The organism is Peribacillus sp. NPDC058075 (assembly GCF_042885195.1).
Taxonomy (GTDB): Bacteria; Bacillota; Bacilli; order Bacillales; family DSM-1321; genus Peribacillus.
Window position 1 is genome coordinate 1,852,735 of the sequence record NZ_JBHVSL010000001.1, and the last position, 22,103, is coordinate 1,874,837.

Annotated in this window: 22 protein-coding genes and 1 pseudogene; 4 read left to right on the forward strand and 19 right to left on the reverse strand. The window is 36.0% G+C overall.

Annotated features, from left to right (window positions below; genetic code table 11):
* Positions 1-200: 200 nt before the first annotated feature.
* The 5 genes from ACFVS1_RS09165 to ACFVS1_RS09185 all read right to left on the reverse strand — a co-directional run bounded on the left by ACFVS1_RS09165 (position 201) and on the right by ACFVS1_RS09185 (position 4,377).
* Complete coding sequence (locus tag ACFVS1_RS09165) at positions 201-533, reverse strand: (2Fe-2S) ferredoxin domain-containing protein (RefSeq protein WP_387546608.1); 333 nt, start codon at positions 531-533, stop codon at positions 201-203.
* Positions 534-555: 22 nt separating this feature from the next.
* Positions 556-1,347 carry a hypothetical protein gene (locus ACFVS1_RS09170; RefSeq protein ID WP_387546610.1) on the reverse strand — a complete coding sequence of 264 codons (792 nt, stop codon included), beginning with the start codon at positions 1,345-1,347 and terminating at the stop codon, positions 556-558.
* A 764-nt stretch (positions 1,348-2,111) separates the two neighbouring features.
* On the reverse strand, positions 2,112-2,858 hold the full coding sequence (locus ACFVS1_RS09175) for an amino acid ABC transporter ATP-binding protein (protein WP_352923554.1): 747 nt from the start codon (positions 2,856-2,858) through the stop codon (positions 2,112-2,114).
* A gap of 15 nt (positions 2,859-2,873) precedes the next feature.
* On the reverse strand, positions 2,874-3,533 hold the full coding sequence (locus ACFVS1_RS09180) for an amino acid ABC transporter permease (protein ID WP_387546614.1): 660 nt from the start codon (positions 3,531-3,533) through the stop codon (positions 2,874-2,876).
* A gap of 70 nt (positions 3,534-3,603) precedes the next feature.
* On the reverse strand, positions 3,604-4,377 hold the full coding sequence (locus ACFVS1_RS09185; RefSeq protein WP_352923560.1) for an amino acid ABC transporter substrate-binding protein: 774 nt from the start codon (positions 4,375-4,377) through the stop codon (positions 3,604-3,606).
* Between the two features lie 1,005 nt (positions 4,378-5,382).
* Here ACFVS1_RS09185 and ACFVS1_RS09190 point away from each other — a divergent pair.
* The gene (locus tag ACFVS1_RS09190; RefSeq protein ID WP_387546617.1) at positions 5,383-6,111 is read left to right on the forward strand and encodes an urease accessory protein UreH domain-containing protein; all 729 of its coding nucleotides are present in this window, start codon (positions 5,383-5,385) and stop codon (positions 6,109-6,111) included.
* A 58-nt stretch (positions 6,112-6,169) separates the two neighbouring features.
* On the opposite strand, the gene ACFVS1_RS09195 is transcribed toward ACFVS1_RS09190, so the two are convergent.
* Both ACFVS1_RS09195 and ACFVS1_RS09200 read right to left on the reverse strand, forming a co-directional pair.
* Positions 6,170-6,439, reverse strand: a complete 270-nt coding sequence (locus tag ACFVS1_RS09195; RefSeq protein WP_387546620.1) for a C40 family peptidase — start codon at positions 6,437-6,439, stop codon at positions 6,170-6,172.
* On the reverse strand, positions 6,424-6,846 hold the full coding sequence (locus ACFVS1_RS09200) for a peptidoglycan-binding domain-containing protein (protein ID WP_387546622.1): 423 nt from the start codon (positions 6,844-6,846) through the stop codon (positions 6,424-6,426). Before ACFVS1_RS09200 ends, ACFVS1_RS09195 begins: the two co-directional genes overlap by 16 nt.
* A 296-nt stretch (positions 6,847-7,142) precedes the next feature.
* Between ACFVS1_RS09200 and asnB the strand changes: the two genes are divergently transcribed.
* Positions 7,143-9,038: an asparagine synthase (glutamine-hydrolyzing) gene (asnB, locus tag ACFVS1_RS09205; protein ID WP_387546625.1), complete on the forward strand. Its 1,896-nt coding sequence runs from the start codon at positions 7,143-7,145 to the stop codon at positions 9,036-9,038.
* A 36-nt stretch (positions 9,039-9,074) separates the two neighbouring features.
* A pseudogene (locus ACFVS1_RS09210) lies at positions 9,075-9,164 on the forward strand (DUF1541 domain-containing protein); the annotation flags it as partial.
* A 261-nt stretch (positions 9,165-9,425) separates the two neighbouring features.
* Here ACFVS1_RS09210 and ACFVS1_RS09215 read toward each other — a convergent pair.
* The 10 genes from ACFVS1_RS09215 to ACFVS1_RS09260 form a co-directional block, all read right to left on the reverse strand.
* On the reverse strand, positions 9,426-10,823 hold the full coding sequence (locus tag ACFVS1_RS09215) for a sensor histidine kinase (RefSeq protein ID WP_387546627.1): 1,398 nt from the start codon (positions 10,821-10,823) through the stop codon (positions 9,426-9,428).
* Positions 10,820-11,515 (reverse strand): response regulator transcription factor, encoded by a 696-nt coding sequence (locus ACFVS1_RS09220; protein WP_387546630.1) that lies wholly within the window; start codon positions 11,513-11,515, stop codon positions 10,820-10,822. The genes ACFVS1_RS09215 and ACFVS1_RS09220 overlap by 4 nt, the downstream gene beginning before the upstream one ends.
* Before the next feature lie 422 nt (positions 11,516-11,937).
* Positions 11,938-12,858, reverse strand: coding sequence for a hypothetical protein (locus tag ACFVS1_RS09225; RefSeq protein WP_387546632.1), 921 nt, complete (start codon positions 12,856-12,858; stop codon positions 11,938-11,940).
* Between the two features lie 234 nt (positions 12,859-13,092).
* Entirely contained in the window at positions 13,093-13,332 is a 240-nt protein-coding gene (locus tag ACFVS1_RS09230; protein ID WP_387546635.1) for a cation transporter, read from the reverse strand.
* A gap of 166 nt (positions 13,333-13,498) precedes the next feature.
* The gene (copZ, locus tag ACFVS1_RS09235) at positions 13,499-13,705 is read right to left on the reverse strand and encodes a copper chaperone CopZ (RefSeq protein WP_387546638.1); all 207 of its coding nucleotides are present in this window, start codon (positions 13,703-13,705) and stop codon (positions 13,499-13,501) included.
* Positions 13,706-13,721: 16 nt separating this feature from the next.
* Positions 13,722-14,054, reverse strand: coding sequence for a metal-sensitive transcriptional regulator (locus ACFVS1_RS09240; RefSeq protein ID WP_387546640.1), 333 nt, complete (start codon positions 14,052-14,054; stop codon positions 13,722-13,724).
* 616 nt (positions 14,055-14,670) lie between these two features.
* Entirely contained in the window at positions 14,671-15,273 is a 603-nt protein-coding gene (locus ACFVS1_RS09245; protein ID WP_387546643.1) for a DUF1541 domain-containing protein, read from the reverse strand.
* Between the two features lie 95 nt (positions 15,274-15,368).
* The gene (locus ACFVS1_RS09250; protein ID WP_387546645.1) at positions 15,369-16,289 is read right to left on the reverse strand and encodes a F510_1955 family glycosylhydrolase; all 921 of its coding nucleotides are present in this window, start codon (positions 16,287-16,289) and stop codon (positions 15,369-15,371) included.
* A gap of 59 nt (positions 16,290-16,348) precedes the next feature.
* The gene (locus tag ACFVS1_RS09255; RefSeq protein ID WP_387546648.1) at positions 16,349-17,026 is read right to left on the reverse strand and encodes a response regulator transcription factor; all 678 of its coding nucleotides are present in this window, start codon (positions 17,024-17,026) and stop codon (positions 16,349-16,351) included.
* Positions 17,026-18,399, reverse strand: coding sequence for a sensor histidine kinase (locus tag ACFVS1_RS09260; protein ID WP_387546651.1), 1,374 nt, complete (start codon positions 18,397-18,399; stop codon positions 17,026-17,028). Before ACFVS1_RS09260 ends, ACFVS1_RS09255 begins: the two co-directional genes overlap by 1 nt.
* Positions 18,400-18,555: 156 nt before the next feature.
* Here ACFVS1_RS09260 and ACFVS1_RS09265 point away from each other — a divergent pair, with 156 nt between their 5' ends.
* Positions 18,556-18,882: a four-helix bundle copper-binding protein gene (locus tag ACFVS1_RS09265; RefSeq protein ID WP_387546654.1), complete on the forward strand. Its 327-nt coding sequence runs from the start codon at positions 18,556-18,558 to the stop codon at positions 18,880-18,882.
* 119 nt (positions 18,883-19,001) lie between these two features.
* On the opposite strand, the gene ACFVS1_RS09270 is transcribed toward ACFVS1_RS09265, so the two are convergent.
* On the reverse strand, positions 19,002-20,465 hold the full coding sequence (locus ACFVS1_RS09270) for a UDP-N-acetylmuramoyl-L-alanyl-D-glutamate--2,6-diaminopimelate ligase (RefSeq protein ID WP_387546657.1): 1,464 nt from the start codon (positions 20,463-20,465) through the stop codon (positions 19,002-19,004).
* Positions 20,466-20,708: 243 nt separating this feature from the next.
* Positions 20,709-21,623, reverse strand: coding sequence for a plastocyanin/azurin family copper-binding protein (locus tag ACFVS1_RS09275; protein WP_387546660.1), 915 nt, complete (start codon positions 21,621-21,623; stop codon positions 20,709-20,711).
* Between the last annotated feature and the right edge of the window lie 480 nt (positions 21,624-22,103).

The following is a 22,103-nucleotide window of genomic DNA, read 5'->3' on the forward strand; positions in this document are numbered from 1 at the left end:
AATACTTCTTACATAGAAGCTAATCCCTTTTCCAATACTTCCAGTTATTAAGAGAAAAATTTTCAATTAGTATTAATGGATAGAAGTAAACCCTATTGATTGAAATATGAACTGATCGATAAAATGATCTGTCAAAAATTTTTCCTATTCGAAAAGCGCCCTGTACAGAACCCTTTTATATAGAAGTAAGATGTTACAGTTCATTCACTCTCATTGTTCTTGAATGTTTTCCCATCATGATAATAAAGTTCAGAGCCTATATGAAAATTGTCATTTTCTTTCAATTGACGAATAAGTTCTTCGCTTTTTGTTTTATTCATTTCTTTATACCAGGTTCCTTGTGGATATAGAACAGCAATCGGCCCATGCTTGCATTGCCCGTTGCATAATGTTTTTGTTGTGTGAATCTCCTTTTGTAGCTCTAAGTTTTTCAATTCTTCCCTAATGGTCTCTGTTACTTCTTCTGCTCCATTTTTCGTGCATGTTTTCCCGTTGCAAATTAATAGATGCTTGCTAACCCCATCTAAGTTCATATAAATTCCCCTTTTTTCCTTTTTATTTGACCTTTATAACAAATGGATAGCTATTGACTTTACCATCAAATTTAAATTCTCCCCACACTTTGTAGTTCCCAGCTTTATCAAATTTTGTTTCAAATAGGGTCTTATATTCTGATGTAGGGTGCACATGAACAAATTTCCCACCCTTATCATCCAAAATAACAACATGCCCTAGAGCCCCCAGATAGGGCTCTGGAGTAATCCCTTTCGTATCAAAGTTTAATGTCACAGCTTTGTTTATTCCTAGCTCTGTAGCTGTTAATTCAACTGTCTTTTCATTGATTGTTTTTGTTGATTTTGTATCAGCCTTTAGTGTATTTCCCTCATGTTCACCATGACCTTTACCCACCTGCAGCTCTATTGGACTAACCTGATAGGCAAAGTTTTTCGGTTTCATATCAACAAACACTTTATAAGAGTTTTCAGGTAGGGCGAATTTCTGAGTATACATGCCATTTCCTTTTTTTAGAGGATGTAGATGATAATAATTTTCTAAGTCGGCACTTACAATAATTAAATGCATAATCTTTTCATGTGATATTTCTAATTTAGGTGAATTTTGATCTTTATCCTTCACATCGATTGTAATTAAGCCTTTTTCATACTTTACGTTTGTGACCACTTCACTTTTTGAAGATGCTACATGATCTGATTGCCCTGAATCCTCACCATCACTTTTTTGGCTTGTATGATTATCATTATGTGCTTGCTCATTAATAGATTCTTTTTCCTCGTTACCATTTATTTTTGCCGCATGGGTATCCGTGTGATCATTATTACCGTTCAAGCTTGCAGATACGGAATATCCGCCATTTATGTTTGATCATTTATTTCAATCGCTTAAACCATACCTTGGTATAGTATATTATATTCTAAAAGAAATTGTGCTTTCATTCGCACGTTCTATATTAAATGTTATTGTACATCATAACCATGGCCGTCAATTGTAATATTGTGATTTGAAATCCACTCTCTCACATATACGTTCTTTCTAGTTTTCCAAGTTGATAAGATAACAAGATTCTTGCATCAGCATAGTTCAATCCTGTAAGAAAAGACTCAGGTGATGGCTGTTCGTAAAACCAAGGGAAACATACTTCCAGGTTTGCATCTTTTTGACCTAAACGTTCTGATCATTCATTAATAAAATATGTCGTTCCTTTGCTATTCTTCGGAAATAGATATATCTTAAATTATTTGATTATTATTTATTTCAAACATGGAAAAACATTGTGTTAGCATCACATCGCCATCAAGCTTAGGTGAATTTGTATCATCATTACGAAAAACTATCCTTTTTGTTAGAAATAAAAGGGGGGTGGCGTTTTCAATGAGGCATTTTCAGACCAAATGAATCTCTTTTCTCAAGAACTTTAAATTACCGATTCTCCTTCCTTCGTGAGCACGGTACTATTATCCTATATAATACACCCATGCAGGGCAAACTTAAAAAGGCGGTTCATATACCTGATCCGCCTTCTTGTATTTAATCTAAAAAATGATTTCATTGTAACATGTATAACTTAATCAATTGATAGTGCACTTCAGGATTTATTTTAAACTACGGTTCAAGAAAGCTTTCGTTCGCTCGAACTGGGGGTTTGTAAACAACTCTGTCGGATCACCTGATTCGATAATTTCCCCATTATCCATGAAAATGGCCCTGTTTGCTACTTCCTTTGCAAACCCCATCTCATGCGTTACCACAATCATAGTCATTTGCTCTTCAGCTAGATCCTTCATTACTTGTAGTACTTCACCTGTCAATTCAGGATCCAAAGCCGATGTGGGCTCATCAAACAGCAGGATTTCTGGATTCATCATAAGTGCCCTTGCAATGGCTACTCTTTGTTTTTGTCCGCCCGAAAGATTCTCCGGGTAAGCTGTCTCCCGACCAGAAAGACCAACCTTCTCCAACAGCTCCCTGCTTTGCTTGTGAATCTCTGTGTTAGTCCCCTTTTTCGCCATTCTGGGGGCGACTTCTAGATTTTCTTTGACAGTGAGGTGCGGGAAGAGATTAAAATGTTGGAAGACCATTCCCATTTTGGAGGTGATTTGCTTGATCTCTTGTGGTTTGGAGTATATGCCATCCCTCACCAGATAATCGCCGGATATACATATGCTACCGTCGTTGATTTCTTCGAGATGAATCAAACTGCGGAGCATCGTGCTTTTTCCTGAACCGGAGGGGCCGATTACTGCAACCACATCGTTTTTATTTACATCAAAAGTAAATTGTTTTAATACATCAAGTTTGTCATATGACTTTTTGAGGTTAGTTACTTCAATTATAGCCACATTCGCCACCCCTTCTTATTCATATTTGAACCTTCGTTCTAGAAATTTAAAGAATCCTGTTAATATGAGCGTCATGATTAAGTAAATGATACCTGCTAAGAAAAATGGAACAATTGTAAAGTCACGATTCACTGCTGTCTGCGCAAAGTGTAATAGTTCCGGTACAGCAACTGCATAGAGCAGCGCAGTATCCTTAACAAGTGTCACCGATTCATTGGAAACGGCCGGAAGCGCCACGCGGAACATTTGAGGCAGAATTATTTTCCTCATGGTCTGCCATTTAGTCAAACCCAATACTTGGGATGCCTCATATTGGCCTTTATCAATAGCTAGAAGACCTCCTCGGAAAATCTCGGCATAATAGGCAGCATAATTTAAAATAAAGCCTAAACATGCAGCTACAAAGCGATCCAAAACCATATATTCGCCAATCACGGGAATCATCGGAAGCCCGAAACAGATAAATAGCAATTGAAGCAACAGCGGTGTACCGCGCATCAAGTAAATATAGGTATTGGCAAGCCAGGCTAAAGGCTTGATTTTGCTTCTTACAGCCAGAGTTAGCAAGAAGCCCAAAGGAATGGACAAGACTATGGCGATCAAAAATAAGAGGACCGTCATCTGTGCCCCTTCGAGCATAGGCTTAAGTATTGATAAAATATAATCTGCGGACATGAATGGATTCCCCCAAAAACAAAACAGGGTTTCCATAGGAAATCCTGTTTGCTTAATATTGTACGTTCAATTACTTTAATACCTTATTTTCCCCGAACCATTTCTCAGAGATTTTAGCGGCAGTGCCGTCCTCATTCAGTTCATCAAGTGCACCTTGAAGCTGCTTCAGAAGATCTTCGTTCCCTTTTTTCACGCCAACTCCATATTCCTCTGGTGCAAGTGATTCTTCAAGAATCTTAAAGGTTTCTTTTTCTTTGGACATGTAATATTTTATAACAACTTCATCAATGACGACAGCATCCACACGGCCAGATTTCAGGTCACTTAGAGCCAATACGTTATCGGAGAATTCCGTGATCGTCTTGATTTTAGAATTAACCGGATTAGCATTCAATGCATCTGATGCAGAAGAAAGCGATTGAAGGCCCACTACTTTTCCCTTTAAATCATCCAGTTTAGTAAGCTTTGAATCTTCACGTGTAACAACCACCTGTGCATTTTTTAAATAGGGCTTCGTAAAAAGAACCTTCTCTTTTCGCTCATCCGTAATGGTGTACCCGTTCCAAATGAGGTCTATACGTCCACTGCTTAGTTCGGTTTCTTTTGTTTTCCAGTCAATGGGCTGAAATTTAACCTTTACCCCCATTTTTTCTGCAGCAGCTTTGGCATAGTCGATATCAAAACCAGTGATTTTGTTATTCTCATCTCGAAATCCCATAGGGGCAAATTTATCGTCGATGCCAATCACCAGCGTGTTGTCTTTATCCTCCTGTTTGGAAGAACATGCTGCAAGAAGTGAAAATACGGCTACTATTGTCAGCATAATTGTCGCTATACGTTTCATATTAAAACCACCTTTGACTTAAGTATTACCCTGTGTACTTTAGTTTACTAATGTATTAGAGTGATAAAATATCGTAATATAAAGTTAACACAATAATAAAATGAATGTCAACGGAATTTTTTATCGTATTAGCACACTAAAGGATTTGTTTTTTCCCTGAATTAAAATACGACTTTTCCCCCATTTAATACCAGGTAGACATCTCCTTTCTAGCTTCTTTTTTATAACAAAAAAAGACCGGAGGGAACATAGCACCCATAAGTCTGTCTAGTAAATAAATGTAGTTAAAATCTTTTACAAAATTGCAGGAAGTTAGCCCGGCAGTCTTTTCTGATTTTCCCCTAATTGATTGATAGGAATAGGTGTTAATCTAACGAGAATCGTTAAAGCTTCCTTAGTTATATCCATTAGTTTTCTTTCGAGCTTCATTATAGAACAGATCTCAACACTGTAACAAACATAGGAAAAACCGGTAAAACCTGCCCATGTGAAAACACTATTAGTTTTTATTTATTTCAATATTCTTTCCCCTAGACCGTACACTTAATAAGACAAAAGAAAAGGTCAATGAAAGAAACAGAACAACTCCTAGAATTTCAAAATCAAGCTCCGCCCCATGGATTAAAGAATGAGAAGGCTTGATAAAAGGACACTCCGTATGCTAGAACGACAATCCCCCATCCCATTACTCTTGAAGCTGATTGTCCGAGTTTGTTTGTTTGATTAATCATTCGATACACAATCAATGAATCAATATGAATCAATGACCGCCTGGGACTTACACCCGATTCCCTATTACCCCTTGGTTTTCAAGGGCACCTAGTCTGCTTACATTATAATATTTAAACTATTATACTAATAATCTTTTGAAATTAACGTTATATTTTTTTAGATGAAGTATCCTGTTCAATGAAAATATGTTAAGAAGTATAAAAAATCCTTCCTGCATACTTTCTTGAAAAACGTTTGCTAAAATTAGGCATCAATTAATTGAAAGGAGCCATCATGTACAACTTCCTAAATAAAATTAGCCAATTTTTCTCTGATCCAATCTTACAATTGACGAATAGTTCAATGGCCTTTCCCCTTATCGGGACCTTACTATTAGGGATCCTCGGTTCCTTAGCGCCCTGTCAAATCACTGGAAATTTCACTTCTATAGCCTATTTCGGAAATAAAGCAGTGGGAAAAAAAGCCCCTTGGGTGGAAATATCCTTATTCATCCTGGGAAAGCTATTGGTATATTCCCTCTTAGGAGTTTTAATTTGGTTATTAGGAAAAGAGTTTCAATCTACCTTAACCACTTATTTCGCATATTTTCGCAAAAGTATTGGATTCTTAAACATTATAGTCGGCCTTTTTTTATTAGGTTATTTAAAATTCAGTTGGGTTTCGCGTATTTTTAAGTGGAGGGGATTCCGGAATTCAAACGGGAATTTAGGAGCCCTTTTATTAGGCATAAGCTATTCAGTCGCCTTTTGCCCAACTATGTTTGTCCTATTTTTTGTACAACTTTTGCCTTTGGTTTTATCTACTACATATGGTTTTGCCTTGACACCGATTTTTGGGATTGGGACTGCTTTACCCCTTGTTATCACCCTATTATTAATTTGGAGTTTTGGCGCAGAAGGTTCCTTAATAAAAAAAGGGAAGAAGTTTGGCAATACCGTTCAAAAATGTGCAGGGGCGGTTATCATCATCATAGGTCTTCTCGATATCGTCACCTATTGGTAGATTACTATTAAAATAAATAAAAGCCAGTCTCTTAAAAAAGAGCTGGCCGTTATTCCTATTACATTCTTTTGGCTCCTAAATATCTCTGTTTCCAATAACTATTATCCATGGAGGAAATTCCTACACCTGATGAGGAGCTGTGTATGAATTGATTATCCCCGATGTAAATACCCGCATGGGAGGCACCAGGTTTGTAGGTTTCATAAAAGACTAGGTCCCCAACTTGTGGTTTGGACACCTTTGTCCCCTTCTTATAAATCTCCGCTACCGTTCTTGGCAAAGTGATATCTGTACTCTTTTCGAATACGTACTTTAGGAATCCGTGCAATCAAAACCTTTTGGCGTACTCCCGCCCCAAACATACGGTACATTCATATATTTTTTTGCTTCCTTCACTAACGCTGTAGATTTATTGCTTGTATTATTAACATTAGCTACCTTGGTTGTCTGCTTTTTTACGCCCAATGCTATATACGTATTCGGACCTACAATACCGTCAGCTTTCAAGCCTTTGCTTTTTTGAAACTTTACTACTGCACTTTTAGTAACGGTCCCAAAGTAGGTAGTGGTATCTGTTTTAAAATATCCTTTTTTCTTTAAATTCTCTTGTAATTGTTTCACATCTGTATGAGTCATTCCACTTTTTAATGTACGATCTCCTAATGCGGCATTACTGACCAATGGATTTGATAGTAACAATCCCGTCACTACAACTGAAGCTATAATTTTTTTCATTTTCTATTTTTTCCCCCGATTAGTACTTTTTTATTATTCTATCATCCTTAAGTGACACGCATATTTACCTAAATTTACATTATCGTTACAATTTTATGCAGAATGTGTGCACAAATGACAAAACACCTATAATTACCCAAAATTCTTCCAAAAAACGATATGACTATTGTGCACCCTGAAATTAATTACAATTTTTATGTAAACTCCTTAATTTCCACATATTTTGTTGTTATCTTTCTGGTAGTTCCTTAAAAATTTTCAAGGAAGCTCAAAATAACAATAGGTAGGTGGATTTTATGTGCGGTTTTGTTGGATGTGTTCATAATGGGCCTAAAGCCTTACATTCTGATATAAGGGAAAAGTTGAAAGAGATGAATAACATCATTACCCATAGAGGCCCAGATGATGAAGGGTATTTTTTCGATGAATTTGTGAATTTTGGCTTTAGAAGATTAAGCATCATCGATATAGATAACGGAAACCAGCCACTCTCATATGAAAATGAAAGATACTGGATTATCTTCAATGGCGAAATTTATAATTATATTGAGCTAAGGAAGGAATTAATCGATAAAGGCCACGAATTTAAGACAGATTCTGACACCGAAGTCATTATAGCCCTCTATAGTAGTATAAAGGAGCAATCCGTTCGTAAACTGCGTGGGATGTTCGCTTTTGTCATTTGGGACAAAGAAGAAGAAAAACTTTTTGGTGCAAGGGATCACTTTGGGATAAAACCCTTTTTCTATTGTGAGCAAGATGAAACTACTTACTTTGCGTCCGAGAAAAAAAGTATTCTTACGGCAATCAGTGAAGAGTTAGACGTAGATTCTTTACAACATTATCTTAGTTTCCAATATGTACCGGAGCCTTCGACGCTTACTAAATCGATTAAAAAGCTACCACCTGGACATTTCTTCACGAAAAAACCAGGGGAAAAAATGGATATAAAAAAATACTGGAAACCTAATTTCCAACCCTCAAATATGGAAGATTCCAAATTAATCAAAGAAGTCCAAGATACCTTGATCGACTCAGTAAACGTACATATGAGGAGTGATGTTCCAGTTGGTTCCTTCTTATCTGGAGGAATCGATTCTTCATTTATCGTTTCAATTGCGAAACAGATTAATCCTAAAATTAAAACCTTTTCGGTAGGTTTTGAAAGAGAAGGTTATAGCGAAATAAACGTTGCAGAAGAAACGGCCAACGCTCTAAATGTAGAAAATATTAGTTATGTAATAAGCCCTGAAGAGTTTCTTGCAGAGCTACCAAAAATCATTTGGCATATGGACGACCCTTTAGCAGATCCTGCAGCTGTGCCTTTGTACTTTGTTGCGCGGGAAGCGAGGAAACAAGTCAAGGTTGCTTTGTCCGGTGAAGGTGCAGATGAATTGTTCGGCGGTTATAACATATACAGGGAACCTCAATCCCTTCGCATGTTTTCCTATATCCCGTCTCCAGTAAAGCATGTTTTAAAAGCCCTCTCCTCAGCACTTAAAGAGGGAGTAAAAGGAAAGAGCTTTATAGAACGGGGGGTTACACCCTTAGAAGAACGGTATATCGGAAACGCAAATATGTTCGATGAAAAAGAGAAAAAACTTTTACTTGTGAATTATCTAAACAATTTGGAGAATGAAAAAGTGACGGGTTCCATTTATTCTAGTTCTTTAGATTATGACGCCATTACAAAAATGCAAAACATTGATATTCATACATGGCTAAAGGGAGACATTTTACTAAAAGCCGATAAAATGTCCATGGCAAACTCCCTAGAAGTGAGAGTTCCCTTTTTGGACAAACATGTCTTTAATATCGCATCAAAAGTTTCCAGCAATCAAAAAGTACGGAATGGCACGACTAAATATATCCTCCGTAAAGCTGCAGAAGGTATAGTTCCAGAGCATGTATGGAGCAGGAAGAAACTAGGTTTCCCTGTCCCCATCCGCCATTGGTTGAAAGCAGAACTTTGTGATTGGGCCATGCAGTTAATTCATAATAGCCCTACTGACTATATTTTTAACAAACAGGAAATCCTAAAACTATTGGACAATCATGTTCAAGACAAAATGGACAATAGCCGCAAATTATGGACCATTTTAATCTTTATGGTATGGCATCAAATTTATGTTGAACATTTATATGACTTTGACCTATCCAGACAAAATATTGAGCAATTAGCAATGAACTGATCATTTCTTATTGTGCGTGCCTAAGATACAACAGCAAATGCGGTTACCTACACTCAGACTACTGGAGGACCAAAAGTAAAAAATCATAAATGGGTTATAGAAAGTGAAATTTCAGCTAATAATTGAGCATAGAGTTTGTTATGAAAGGTAAAATATAATTAAATAACGAGTGTTTAGATGAAAAAAGGAATCGCTGGTTGATTCCTCTTTTTTATTGTGCTTAAAGGAACAGCAAGCCTGTGAAATGAAATTTCTGAAAAAAGATCATCGTACCTAATCAAGAAAATCGGTTAAAATCCGATTTCGATAATTTCTTTTTTTAGCAATCAATTTAACATAGCATAATAAAAAAAAGACTAAACGATTTGTTTAGCCATACACTTATTTCTATACTTCTATTGGAAGGGTAATGATAAATTCAGTCCCTTGTCCAACTGCACTATTAACTTCAATCCTCCCTCCCAATACGTTGACCAACTCCCTAACGATAGCGAGTCCAAGACCAGTCCCTCCCATTTGCCTAGATCGAGATTTCTCTACTCGATAAAACCGTTCAAAAATAAAGGGCAAATCATTGGGAGGAATCCCTACTCCTGAATCTTTGATAGTGATGATGACGAAATCCTTATTTGCTCGGGAGGTAATAACAATCCCCCCATGACTTGTGTATCTTATAGAATTTTCGATAAGGTTAGTTAGGATTTGTTCTAATCTCATCCCATCAGATAAAATCATTTTCAAATGTTTACCGGGTTCATATTTCAAAGTAACTTCTTTCTTATTGGCTCTCAGTTTGGACTTGTTGAGGACCCCTTCAATTAATTCCTCGACATCAATCCATTCTTTATATAATTCAATCTTGTTTTCTTCCATTTTTGAGAGTTCAAACAAATCATTAATAAGAAGTGTCAGTCTTGAGGCTTCATTCTCTATAATAGCTAGGTACTCTTCCTTTTCCTGGTCATTCTTATATAGATTTTTTCTTATCACCGATGCATATCCAGATAAATAAGATATAGGGGTTCTAAGCTCATGAGAAATATTTGCTAAAAATTCACTTCTATTCGTCCGATATTCCTTTAGTTCTATGGCAAGGTCATTAATGGCTTGAGCGAGAGATCCAATTTCATCGTTAGATGATTTTTTTATATGTATATTAAGATCGCCTTTTGAGATCCGCCTTGTGATCTTTTCCATATCAATAAGAGGCTTTGATAGCTTCTTGGATACAAAGAAAGTAAAACCTGCAGCAAGCAGTAATGCACCTAAAATGGCAATAACAAGGTACGTCCTTAATATGTGTATCGAATCATGAATGGAATCTAAGGAGGAAAATACAAAAACTCCTCCTTCAACATTTTCATTAATTATAATTGGACGTCCTGATAAAAAATAATAATTTTTAGTATTGGGATCCACATAATCCTGATGAATTTTATTCGTTTTTTTAATTTTAGACAACAATTGAGCGTTAAATTGCGTACCTTTTTCATAAAGGTTGGAGCTTGTAAGTACCTTACCAGCTTTATCGACGATCACTAACTCGGTTTTCGTATGATTCGCCATTTTTTCGTATATTCCCAATTCATTTTGATCATCGAGATTTGTTATGGAGTTAATGAGGTCTAAAGAAACTTCATCAATATATTCATGAGTTTGACCATAATAGAAACCGAAAAATATTCTATCTATTACATAGCCTAAGGGCACTAAAATACACATAAATAAAATCATTATAGTAATGCCTAACTTACCACCTATACTATTAATTTTGATTTTCTTCATGGCCCCCTATCCTCAAATTTATAGCCTATTCCCCAAACTGTCTTTATTGGGTTAGATTTGCACTGAGTATCCCTTAACTTCACTCTTATGTTCTTAATGTGAGTATCCACTGTTCGAAATTCACGTTCATCATATATTCCCCATATTTTGTCCAGCAATAATTCACGAGTGAAAATTTGAGTCGAATTACTTGCCAATAGCCACAATAAATCAAATTCTTTTGGAGTGAATTCCACTATTTCACCTTCTATTTTAACTCTCCTGCTTTCATAATGGATTTCTAAACCACCAGAAATTATTACTTGCTCTTTTGGTTCAATGGTTTGTTTTATTATGGACCTTCGTATTAATGCATGAACACGGGCTGCCAATTCCTCAAATGCAAAAGGTTTAACTAGATAATCATCGGCCCCTATCTCTAATCCACGAACTTTATCATTCAATTCATTCCGCGCTGTTAGCATTAAAATTGGTATATTATATTTTTCTCTAATGATTTCACACATTTCCCAACCACTGATATATGGCATCATGATATCTAAGATAATTAAATCAAATGATTGCTTATCTAGGTATTTCAAAGCCTCATGACCATTGTTCGAAACAACAATATTATAATTATCAGACAAATGTATCTTTATTAGATTTAACATATTCCATTCATCGTCAACAACTAATACATTTCTATTCATTCTAATGACCCTCCATAGGAATATTTCCTTTTTAGCAAAAATGGAATTAATTAAACAGATCAAGGAGCAATTTTAAAAAACTTTTAAAAGGTCTACATAATAGTTTCCCAATATTTCATTAACAATTGACTTACCTAGTTAATTAAAAATGGACAACCCTTTCGAGTATATAAAAAATTCATGCAGAAAATATGGAGATTTAGTAAGTTTTTTTCCTGATCCTTTTTCTTTAAACCATATCTTTACTTAAATAAAAAAACATTCAATAACCTTAAAGGTTACTAACTTATAAAAAACCCGTTCAAAAAATGAACGGGTTTTTATAAGGTAACATGTTTCTTTCATTCAATGGAAAGTCCCTTTTTTCCCGACTATAATACAAGATATTATTCGGATTTATGTTATGGAAGAGGATTTCTTGTTCACAGTTCCATTGAATTTCTCTTACATTTCATTTCAAACTTTTTATAAACTAATACAGAACCAAACAGGAATACAGATGAAATTAAAGCACCTAATGGAATCATGGGTATGACATTCTCAGGGAATATAAATGGGAGCAAGGGAAAGGCATACACCGCTGGAATACGCATGCCAGCAATTCGTAACAAGATAAGCATTAGAACCATGTCTAACAACGTTACCAATATCCATGAATTAATAAGAAAATACAATAGTGTTCCGACAGTTGCGGAAATGGATAATACTAGTACCTGCTTAAGGGCCATTTTCCCGTTGTACATAGGCTTTTGAAGCGATTCATACACGACAACGACTATAGGGGGGATAACTGCAAGTTGCTGGAATCCAAAGACCCAACACATACCGATCCAAACGAAATTCAGTACCAAGAAAACAAGCATGTACTTGTACTGTATTTTCACTTTCTTTTCCAACCCTTTATTTAATTCAAAAATTATAACACCCAGCATCAATATGAGAGTAAATACTAACACCGATAAAATAAATGACCATTCATGAGCATTCACCACTAATGGAAGTAGTCCTGTTGCAAGAGAAGGTGCTAAGTTCGTTCGAATAATGTATAAAAAGAACATCATAAGGACTAAGGTAAGTATGATTTTTCCTATATAAGTGAGAGGTAATTGATTCACCATGAAGCCTATTAAAGCAGTGATAGATGGTGCCAGGAAAATCTTCGAAGGTTGTCTAACCCATCCGGGTTCCCGATAAACCCACATGGCAATAGCCATTGCCGCAATTTCAGGCAAAATAATTTCGGGATCATCAAACATCACGGACATTGTTACCATTGAGCTAATTAACACGAATGCAATGATATATGAAATGTTCGTACCTTTTTTTGAAACAGATAAATCCATAATAATAACCCTTTCTTGCTTGAATTGTTTTACTATTACTTTGTTTTCTAAATTTCCAAATAAATTTAATGGCGCGCCTTAGAAACGTTTTAGTTTTATCCATATCTTTATTAAACTAACCTTTTTCTTAAGCTATTATTTAGGATAAGAGACGTTGGTACAATCACCAACACCTATCTAAAGTGAATCAAAAAAAGTCCGGCAGGTATATAAACGATGTAAAACTAAAATGGCTTACCATCGCCCATAACAGCGGGAATGACAAAAAAACGAAAAATATAAATGTTCTCTTTTGTTTTTGGATTCTTTCTGACGATAGTCAACAGCATCCTTGCAGTCATCCATAATAATCGTCCCGTACCCCAGCTTTTCCACTCGTTGGATAATATCTACAGGCGTTGCTTGGGAAGGATCATATTCAACCGTGGCTTTTTCAAGAGCCAGGTTCACATTTTTTATTGATACTCCATCCATTTTAATTAGACCTTTTTCCTTGTTGCACAAGCTGCACAGGTCATTCCTGAAATCTGCAATTTACTTCTTTTAATTGAAATGGTCTTCCCGTTTGATCTCACCTCCACATACCGACCAGGGGTATATTTCGTTGTAAAAAAGGGGTGCTTAAAAGCACTCATCTAGCCTATTCAACATCATATCCTTGATCATCAATTGTTTCTTTGATTTTTTCTAGAGATACTTTATCACGATCAAAGGAAACCTCCACTTTTCCTGCTTCTAAATTTACTTTTACACTTTCTACACCAGCAAGTTTCCCTACATTTCCCTTAACAGCATTTACACAATGGCCACAAGACATTCCACTTACATTCAAAGTTACATTTTCCATTTTATTCACTTCACCTTTATTTTTTCATTAATTTTTGTAAGGTTACTAATACCTCATCAATAACTTCCGAATCTCCCTCATTAAGTCGGTCGACTACACAGTTTTTCAGATGGCCTTCTAATAAAATCTTTGCGCCATTTAGGGCACTTTGCGTGGCCGTGATCTGAGTGATAACATCATCACAATAGGTTCCCTTCTCAATAAGACCATTTATACCACGAATTTGACCTTCAATCAGATTTAGACGGGTGGTTACATTCTTTTTTACTTCCTCCGAGTGATGACTTTTTCTTTCAGAAGAGGGGGATATACAGCATTCATCGTCAATCGGATAAACATTTTCCTTCATCTATTTATCCATATCTCGACCGCCTTAAATACAATATACCATACCCCTCTACCCTATGCAAAAAAAATATTTTGTATGTATAAGCATCATTTTTTACTCTTATATTAGTTGAATCTTGAGATTATCTATACCATACCTATAAATTTAAGAAAGGCTTCTCTTTTTAAGCGACTAGAAATGTGAAAGGAACAAGTTTTACTAGATCCCTTCTAAATAATTTATCCTCGAAAAACCCTTACACAAATACTTTTCTTTTGTTGACTTTATTCAATGTAATTCAGTAGAGCATGAATTGATGATTACTAGAATTCTAATTGCTATCCCTCCTATCTAGGTAAGAAAATGGTTTTGTTACTATTTTTAAAAAATGGAATATTATCTTAATATTAATCAGGATAAATAGTAAAAGAAAGGAGCATGTCAATCTCCCCGATCTTCCTTAACATTTCTTGCTTATCATCAGCTATTACATAAGCGAAAGTCATTGTGGTAATAGAGTCATTGGGTTACGCTTCAACACTTAAAATACCTTAAAATAACCTCAAGTAAATAGAGCTTATCCTTATAAGGGATAAGCTCTATTGTTGTTTTAAACATTTGTTCATTTTACTCAACATTATTTTTCCGGTGATAATTCACTTTCTGTTACCCACTTATGATTTTTAACTTCTTCTCCACCGGTGGTCGGCGTGTAATCAACCACATACACAGTCGTTGCTTCGGCTGAATCAATTTTAGCTGTCGCGCCATCCATCCCTTTCATATGAGCAGCTTCTACTGTAACTTCTGCTCCAGGTTCTAACGGTTCGTCACCAGCATCTTTAACCTCTTCCTGGATAACCCATTTATGATTTTCCACTCTTTCTCCACCAGTTGTCGGAGTATACGAAATAGCATAGGCCGTCGTATCATAGGCACCCACTATCGTTGCTTTGGCACCCTTCATACCTTCCATGTGATTTGTTTCGAGAATGGCTTGTCTTCCAACTTCATAGGTTGGATTCTTTGCTTCTTTCAAACCTTCAGGAACTTCTTCTGAGCTAGAATGGTCCATATTACCATGATCCATGCCTTCCATGTTCTCTTTGTCTTCTGTTTTCTCAGTGTTATCTCTGTTTTCTGTGTTTTCATCATTCGCGTTTGAGCAGGCACCCAGTACTAAGAAAAGTGCTGCAAATAACGATAAGATGAGGGTCATTTTCATTCTTTTTTTCAACATGTAAAAGATTCCTCCTTTGGCTTTAGACAATATCATACCAATAATATGTGCAGAAATTGTGGAGCACGCTCATGAAAAAGATAAACTGAGCATCCTTACTCTGTTTCCCCGTCAGAAAGAATTTTATTCCATTTCTTCTCCTGCCCTTCGCTAACAAACACATCATTCTTTGTTGTTACCATCATCATTTCGCTTTCTTTCAATGGATTAGCCTCTAGGTAAATCGGTATGTTTTCTTTATCCAAAGAAGGGGCAACTAGTGAAGTATCCTTTTTATCGTTCAAACTTTTTTCATGAAGGCTCACTTTTTCATTTTCAAGCATGGAATAAACTATGGAATCTTCTTTAAAGGCTAATGAAGTCACCATAGAAGTTGTCGGGATTAGTGAAAAGTCCTTTCCATAGTTTTTAGATAAAAACACTCCTTCCTCTCCATAAATTGCAATCATGTTATCCTTGGATGGATGGACATCAAGGCCCCCAATAGCGGTAGAAGTCATACCGTTGAGCTCTAATTGTGTCCAGTCTTCCCCTTTATTTTTGGAATAAAAAAAGCCTGGTCCCATTTTGGAGTTTTTAGCTTCATTATATGTATAAACAGTACCTGTTTCATAACTGGCCCCTAAGTAATGAAAGTCCGTTTCTCCATAGAAAGCAAGCTTTTCCAGACTTTCCCCTTTATTCGTACTTTTCACAAGACCTAAGGGATTTTTTAAATCAGAACCCTCTTCTGGGTGCCCACTTGAATAGAAACCGTCTTTTATTGTCTGGAACCCCATGTAATCGTGGTTGTTACGTGATGTTTTGTACCAGGATCCATCTCTATATTCAAATGGCCCTCCATGGGTTGCTATTACTGGGGTTCCCTCTTTACTCCAGTATCCCGCTCCATGGATATGTTCAATTGTTTCATTCCCTGCTTTAATAAAATACTCCTTCGACTCTTCATTTGAACAGGCTACTAGAAGTAAGTTTATAGCTGTAAAAGATAATAAGCCCCATTTTAAGTGTTTCAATGGTATCCTCTCCTGTCTTATTTGTCCCTTTTTTCATGATTTTTTATGACAAATTTTCGTTATTCCTTAGGCACCCACTTATATCCAACTCCCCAAACAGTCGAGAGATATAGATCTATAGGAAAATTCTCCTGCCTTAATTTGTCTCGGATATTACGGACATGCGAATCTATTGTCCTATCTTCTGTAAAAGCTTTATTCTCCCAAATACTTTCCAGTAAATGTGCACGAGAAAAGACTTTGTTTGGGTTTTTTAATAATAATCCCAGTAAGGAAAACTCCTTTGGAGTAAGTTGAATCTGCTGTCCTTCATACGTCAATTCATGAGATTCCTCATCCCACTTTAAACCCTTGAAATGAACTGCCTTCGTGTCTTTATCATCCATTCTTCTGAAAAGTGCATCTATTCTAGCCAATAATTCCCCCTCATCAAATGGTTTTGTTACATAATCGTCTGCCCCTAATTGGAAACCCTTAACCACATCCGATTTTTCATTTCGAGCCGTCAGCATAATAATGGGTACTTTAGAGAATTCACGAATTTTGGCGCAAGCACTCCAACCATCCATTACCGGCATCATCACATCTAACAAAATTAAATCGGCATATGAATTTTTCATATGAACAATGGCTTCATGTCCAGAGTTCACCTTAATACAGTTATAAACGGGAGATAAGTATATATTCAACAAATCCAGCATTCTTGCTTCATCATCTACAAGCAATAAGGTTTTCATTACGGCAACTCCTTTAACGAAATAAAAAAGGCTGTCCCTTTTCCTTGTTCACTTTTTATCTCTATCGTACCATCGTGAGCTTCTATTAGTTCCTTAACAATGGATAGTCCAAGCCCTGACCCTCCAGTGTCCCTAGATCGAGATTTATCCACCCGATAAAAACGATCAAAGATATAAGGAAGGTCTTCTTTAGGAATCCCGAGACCTTCATCTTTTATTATCAGCACTACCAATCCCTTTTCACTTTTTACAGATATACTTGTTTTGGTAGTAGAATCAGAATATTTGATTGCATTATCTAATAAATTAAAAATTACCTGTTCAAATCTCATAGGATCAATTTTGACCTTTACACTTTTTTTGCATTCAACGACAAGATCCATTCCTTTTTCCGTGAAAGCAGGTAGCATTTTTTCATAAATAGAGTGTAAAAAGGAACAAAGCTCTACTTCAATACGATTTATGACAAAGTTGTTTTTGTCTAACTTAGCCAAATCAAATAAATCTTTTATCATATCAGACAATTTTTTTGTTTCCTCAAAAATAATGCTCAGATACTGATCGCGGATGGATTCATCTATATCTTTTCTCCTTGATACGTCTGCATATCCCTTAATATAGGTAAGCGGTGTTCTTAACTCATGAGAAATGCTTGCCAAAAACTCACTTCTTTCCCCTTTTAGGTGTTTTAAGTCCTCCGCAAGTATTTTTATAGATCTGGACAGCTCTCCCAGCTCATCATCACCCATGTCAGGGAGATTGACAGAGAAGTCACCCATGCTAAGTTTCTCAGTAGCCCGCTTCATCCTGATCAAAGGCCTAGTCAAAGCTTTGGATAAAAATAGGATGGTGATGATCATTAAAGAAAGAATCATGATGGCACCTGCAATAAAATGATGGTTAAGTCGGGAAATTAAACTTTGAATCTGATCCGTACTCCTGAACATGTACACATAGCCTTTTTGATTTTGGTTAATTATAAAAGGAGTTACCGTTGAAATATACTTTTCACTTTTCCACCTGTTTTCCAGTGTTTCTCCATCACGGGGTACTTGTCCTATTTCTTTGGTAATGATCTTTTGCTCTTCATTATCTAAATTCGAGGATGAAATAATAATGTTTTGATTTAATCCCGTGATAATGACCTCTGTATCAGCTTTTGCTTCCATTACAGCAATATGATGCAAGGTTTCCTCATTATAGGAATTTTCAAGCACGTCCCGATGACTATTGCCTCTTGCCTGAAGTGCAGCTAATTCTTCTTCTATTCTCGAATCTACAATGCTTGTATGGAGAAAAAAGAACAAAAATATTTCAAGAATAAGCATGGAACCTAAAAACCAGATTCCGAATTTCAGGGATATTTTATTCAAATTAATCACCGCTTTTTCGAATTACTATGACCATCATAATGAAAAAATATCAAAAAATTATGCAGTTTTTAAGGAGTTTTTGATATTTCGTTAAATAATAGTTGAGCTGGGTAGAATATGAGTGTTGAACAACAAAATTCTTAGGAGGTTTTATTTATGAATACCACTTATGAAGAATGTATTAGAGCGTGTCTGGAATGCATGGAGGCCTGTAACACATGTTATGATGCATGCTTAAAGGAAGAAAATCTTAAAATGATGGCTACTTGTATAAGGATAGACAGGGAATGTGCGGATATCTGTGCATTTGCAGCTAAAGCCATGCAATCCAACAGTCCCTTTGCCCATCAGATTTGTCAACTTTGTGCAGACATTTGTGAAGCATGTGGACAGGAATGCAAAAAGCACGATCATGAACATTGTCAAAAATGTGCGGAAGTATGCTTTAAATGTGCAGAAGCTTGCCGTAAAATGTCCGCTTAATGAAGGTTGAACAATAATGATATAGATGAGACACCAAAAAAACCCATTTCCATCACTCTAATTTGGAAATGGGTTTTTCTATTTCTCTCCTTAAATACGAAAAGAACGTGCCTACTAAACTAAATCGTCCCATGTTTTTTATCTAATAAATATTGGATTGTCTCTTTATCGGAAGTAGTGTGCAATGAAAAGTCTTGTTTATAACTTTCATGCCCTTTTCCCGTGACGATTACCCAATCACCTTTTTTAGCCATCTTTAGGACATTCTGTATAGCCAATGTTCTATCCGGAATTACTAGACCATTCTCAGCAATATATTTGTGATATAGATCGATTAAAGTAGCTTTCATTTCGTGATAGTCCTCTGTATTTAAATCATCAAGAGTTAAGATTGATACATCGCTCAGTTCTGAAGAAATCTTGACCATTTCAGCTCTCTTGTTTTTGTCACGGCCACCTCTAAAGCCAAATATATGAAAAATCCGCTCAACACCTAATTCCTTAGCTGTTTGCAGGCAGTGAAAAATTGCGTCTGCCGTATGGGCATAATCAATGACTATCGTTGGGCTATCTTCGTCCTTATACACTTCAAATCTTCCTGGAACACCAGGGAATTTCTTAAGAGCTAGGAGAATATCCTCTTTTCCAATCGTCAGCTTCCGAGCAACTGCGTATGCTAATGCTGCATTATATAAATTATGCAGTCCAGGCATTGGCAAATTAATTCTTACGATCTCGTTCCCATCATTCAGTAAAACAAAAGGCTTAGTTGCCGTATCATAATCATGGATTGATAGATCACAGCACTTGGATTCGCCAATGGTATACGTATTCACTTTTCGTTTTTTCAGGTACTCATGCAGCTTTTCTCCCCAAAAATTATCTCCATTAACGATGGCCATTCCATTCGGCTTTAACTTTTCAAATAGTAGTGCCTTTGCCTGAAAATACTCTTCCATGGTTCCGTGATAATCGAGGTGGTCATGATAGAGGTTGGTGAAAATGCCATAATCAAATTCAATTCCCTCTAAACGGTATTGAACTAATGCATGTGAAGACACTTCCATTATGACTACCTTGTCCTTGCTGGAAGCGAGTAAGGAGTTAAGTTCAATCGCACTTGGTGTGGTATTATCTGAATCAATTGTTTTTCCATTAACAATATGTTGAATCGTCCCTATGACGGAGCACGCCATCCCACTTTCTTTTATAATTTGATGCAGCATATAGCTTGTTGTTGTTTTTCCGTTGGTTCCGGTAATTCCAATCATGATTTTTTGCTTACTTGGATCTCCATAGAAATTCTTCGCAATTTTCCCTAATGCTTTTCGGCTGTTTTTCACCTGTAAGTAAGGAACCCCCAAGTCTCCAATATCGAGCTCTCCAATCACCGCTGAAGCACCAAGTCGCACGGCATCCTTTATAAAATCATGACCGTCAACACTATACCCTCTTACAGCCACAAAGAGATATCCCTTTTGGATATCTCTCGAGTTATCCGTTACACCTAAAATGGATAAATCTGCAACATTCATTTCTGATAAATTCATACCGGCATCTTTGATCAATTTTTTTAACATCATAGGTTCGTTTGACTCCTTATTTTCAAATAATCCCCCTTATCTTAGTTTTTAAATATGTAGAAATTATGGAGAATCATTTTAAAAATAAAATCTTAATATTTTTAATGGAAGTGCAACAGTTATTTTTTAGGTAGCAAATTTATCCTTGACCCATTAATCCTCTCTTTTTTTTTACAATAGCATGTATAGATGAAATGAGATAAATATATACTTTACTCCTAAAAGAAGAAGCCTTTAGTTTAATTACATTACAGTAATTTCCCCAACCATTCCCGCTTCCTTATGACCCGGTATCGTACAATAAAATATATAGTTTCCCGCAGGCAAAGAGCCTATTTTTGCAGATGCAGACTCTCCTGCTTTAGCATGTACATGAAAATCACCTTCTTCATGAAAATCTTCTACATTATTTTTATTAAACTCATCACGGCTAACTATACTTATATCATGCTCGTCTTTCCCGACATTTTTTAATGTAATTTCATACTCTTCCCCACGGTTAATGGATATATTTCGTGGCTCATAACTAAAATCAAGAGCCTTGACCTCTAAGGCATAGGAGCTACTCATGTTTTCTTTTGGTACAGTTTCTTTGTGTTGATGCTGCTCATTTCCGATGTCCTTTGCTATTATTGGTCCTGTATAGTTTAATAAATATATCGAGAAGAACAAAAATCCACCAGAAAATAAAGGGTTTTTCACTAGCTTAACCATCATGTTGGTTTGATTTTCTCTCATTTCAGACAAAAGAAGATAAATCATAAGTAGATGGACACCGATAAAGAGAATAAATAATATCTTTAACAGCTGTTCTATATTTTCAGGGGGGATCATTTCCCCAAGCATGGCTCCCATCATTCCTCCCATAAGACCAGACAAAACACCATCTGTTACAGCTAATATTCCAAAGGGCAGACCCATTATAAATCCAACAAATAATCCTACAAGAACTCCCCATACCGTAGATTGAAATAAATCTCCTGAAAGATATATGGCAATGATGGTACCACCAACGATTCCACTAACCATTCCTGTAGCCATAGAAACCATCATGCCCGACATAAGTCTTATCTGTTTGTACAACACGGCACACAATCTGAAGATGCCTACCAACAATCCTATTGAAACGATTAATATCCAAAGCAGGGAATAAGACAAAAGGATTCCTCCCTAAAAAGTATGTTTTTACATACCTATTGAAACCAACAAAAAAAAGACTAATAAAATACAGATATAGCTTAGGATATTGTAGGAATTGTAAAAATCCTTACAATCTTGATAAAACCTGCAAACTTTCTTCACATTTAATTCTTACCAATAAACTCTAAAGAATTTTATCAATGCTTTCAGCAAGCCCTGTATTGTACACAATGTGAAATGAAATGTCTCGATAAACTGGATTTTGGATATAAATTGAAATATAACTAGGAAGGATACATTGATGGAAGAATTAGTTTTATATTGGTTTTCAGAGTCGGGATCTTTTTCTATTATGGTGAGTATCTCCTGAATATTGTTATAAGTATATTCGGATTATTTAAACAGCTAGTAATATTACTTTTTATGGATTTGAAAAAGGGATTTCCATTTCCTATATTGGTGAGTGCTTGGGTGCTGGCATAAGCTTTCTCTTATATA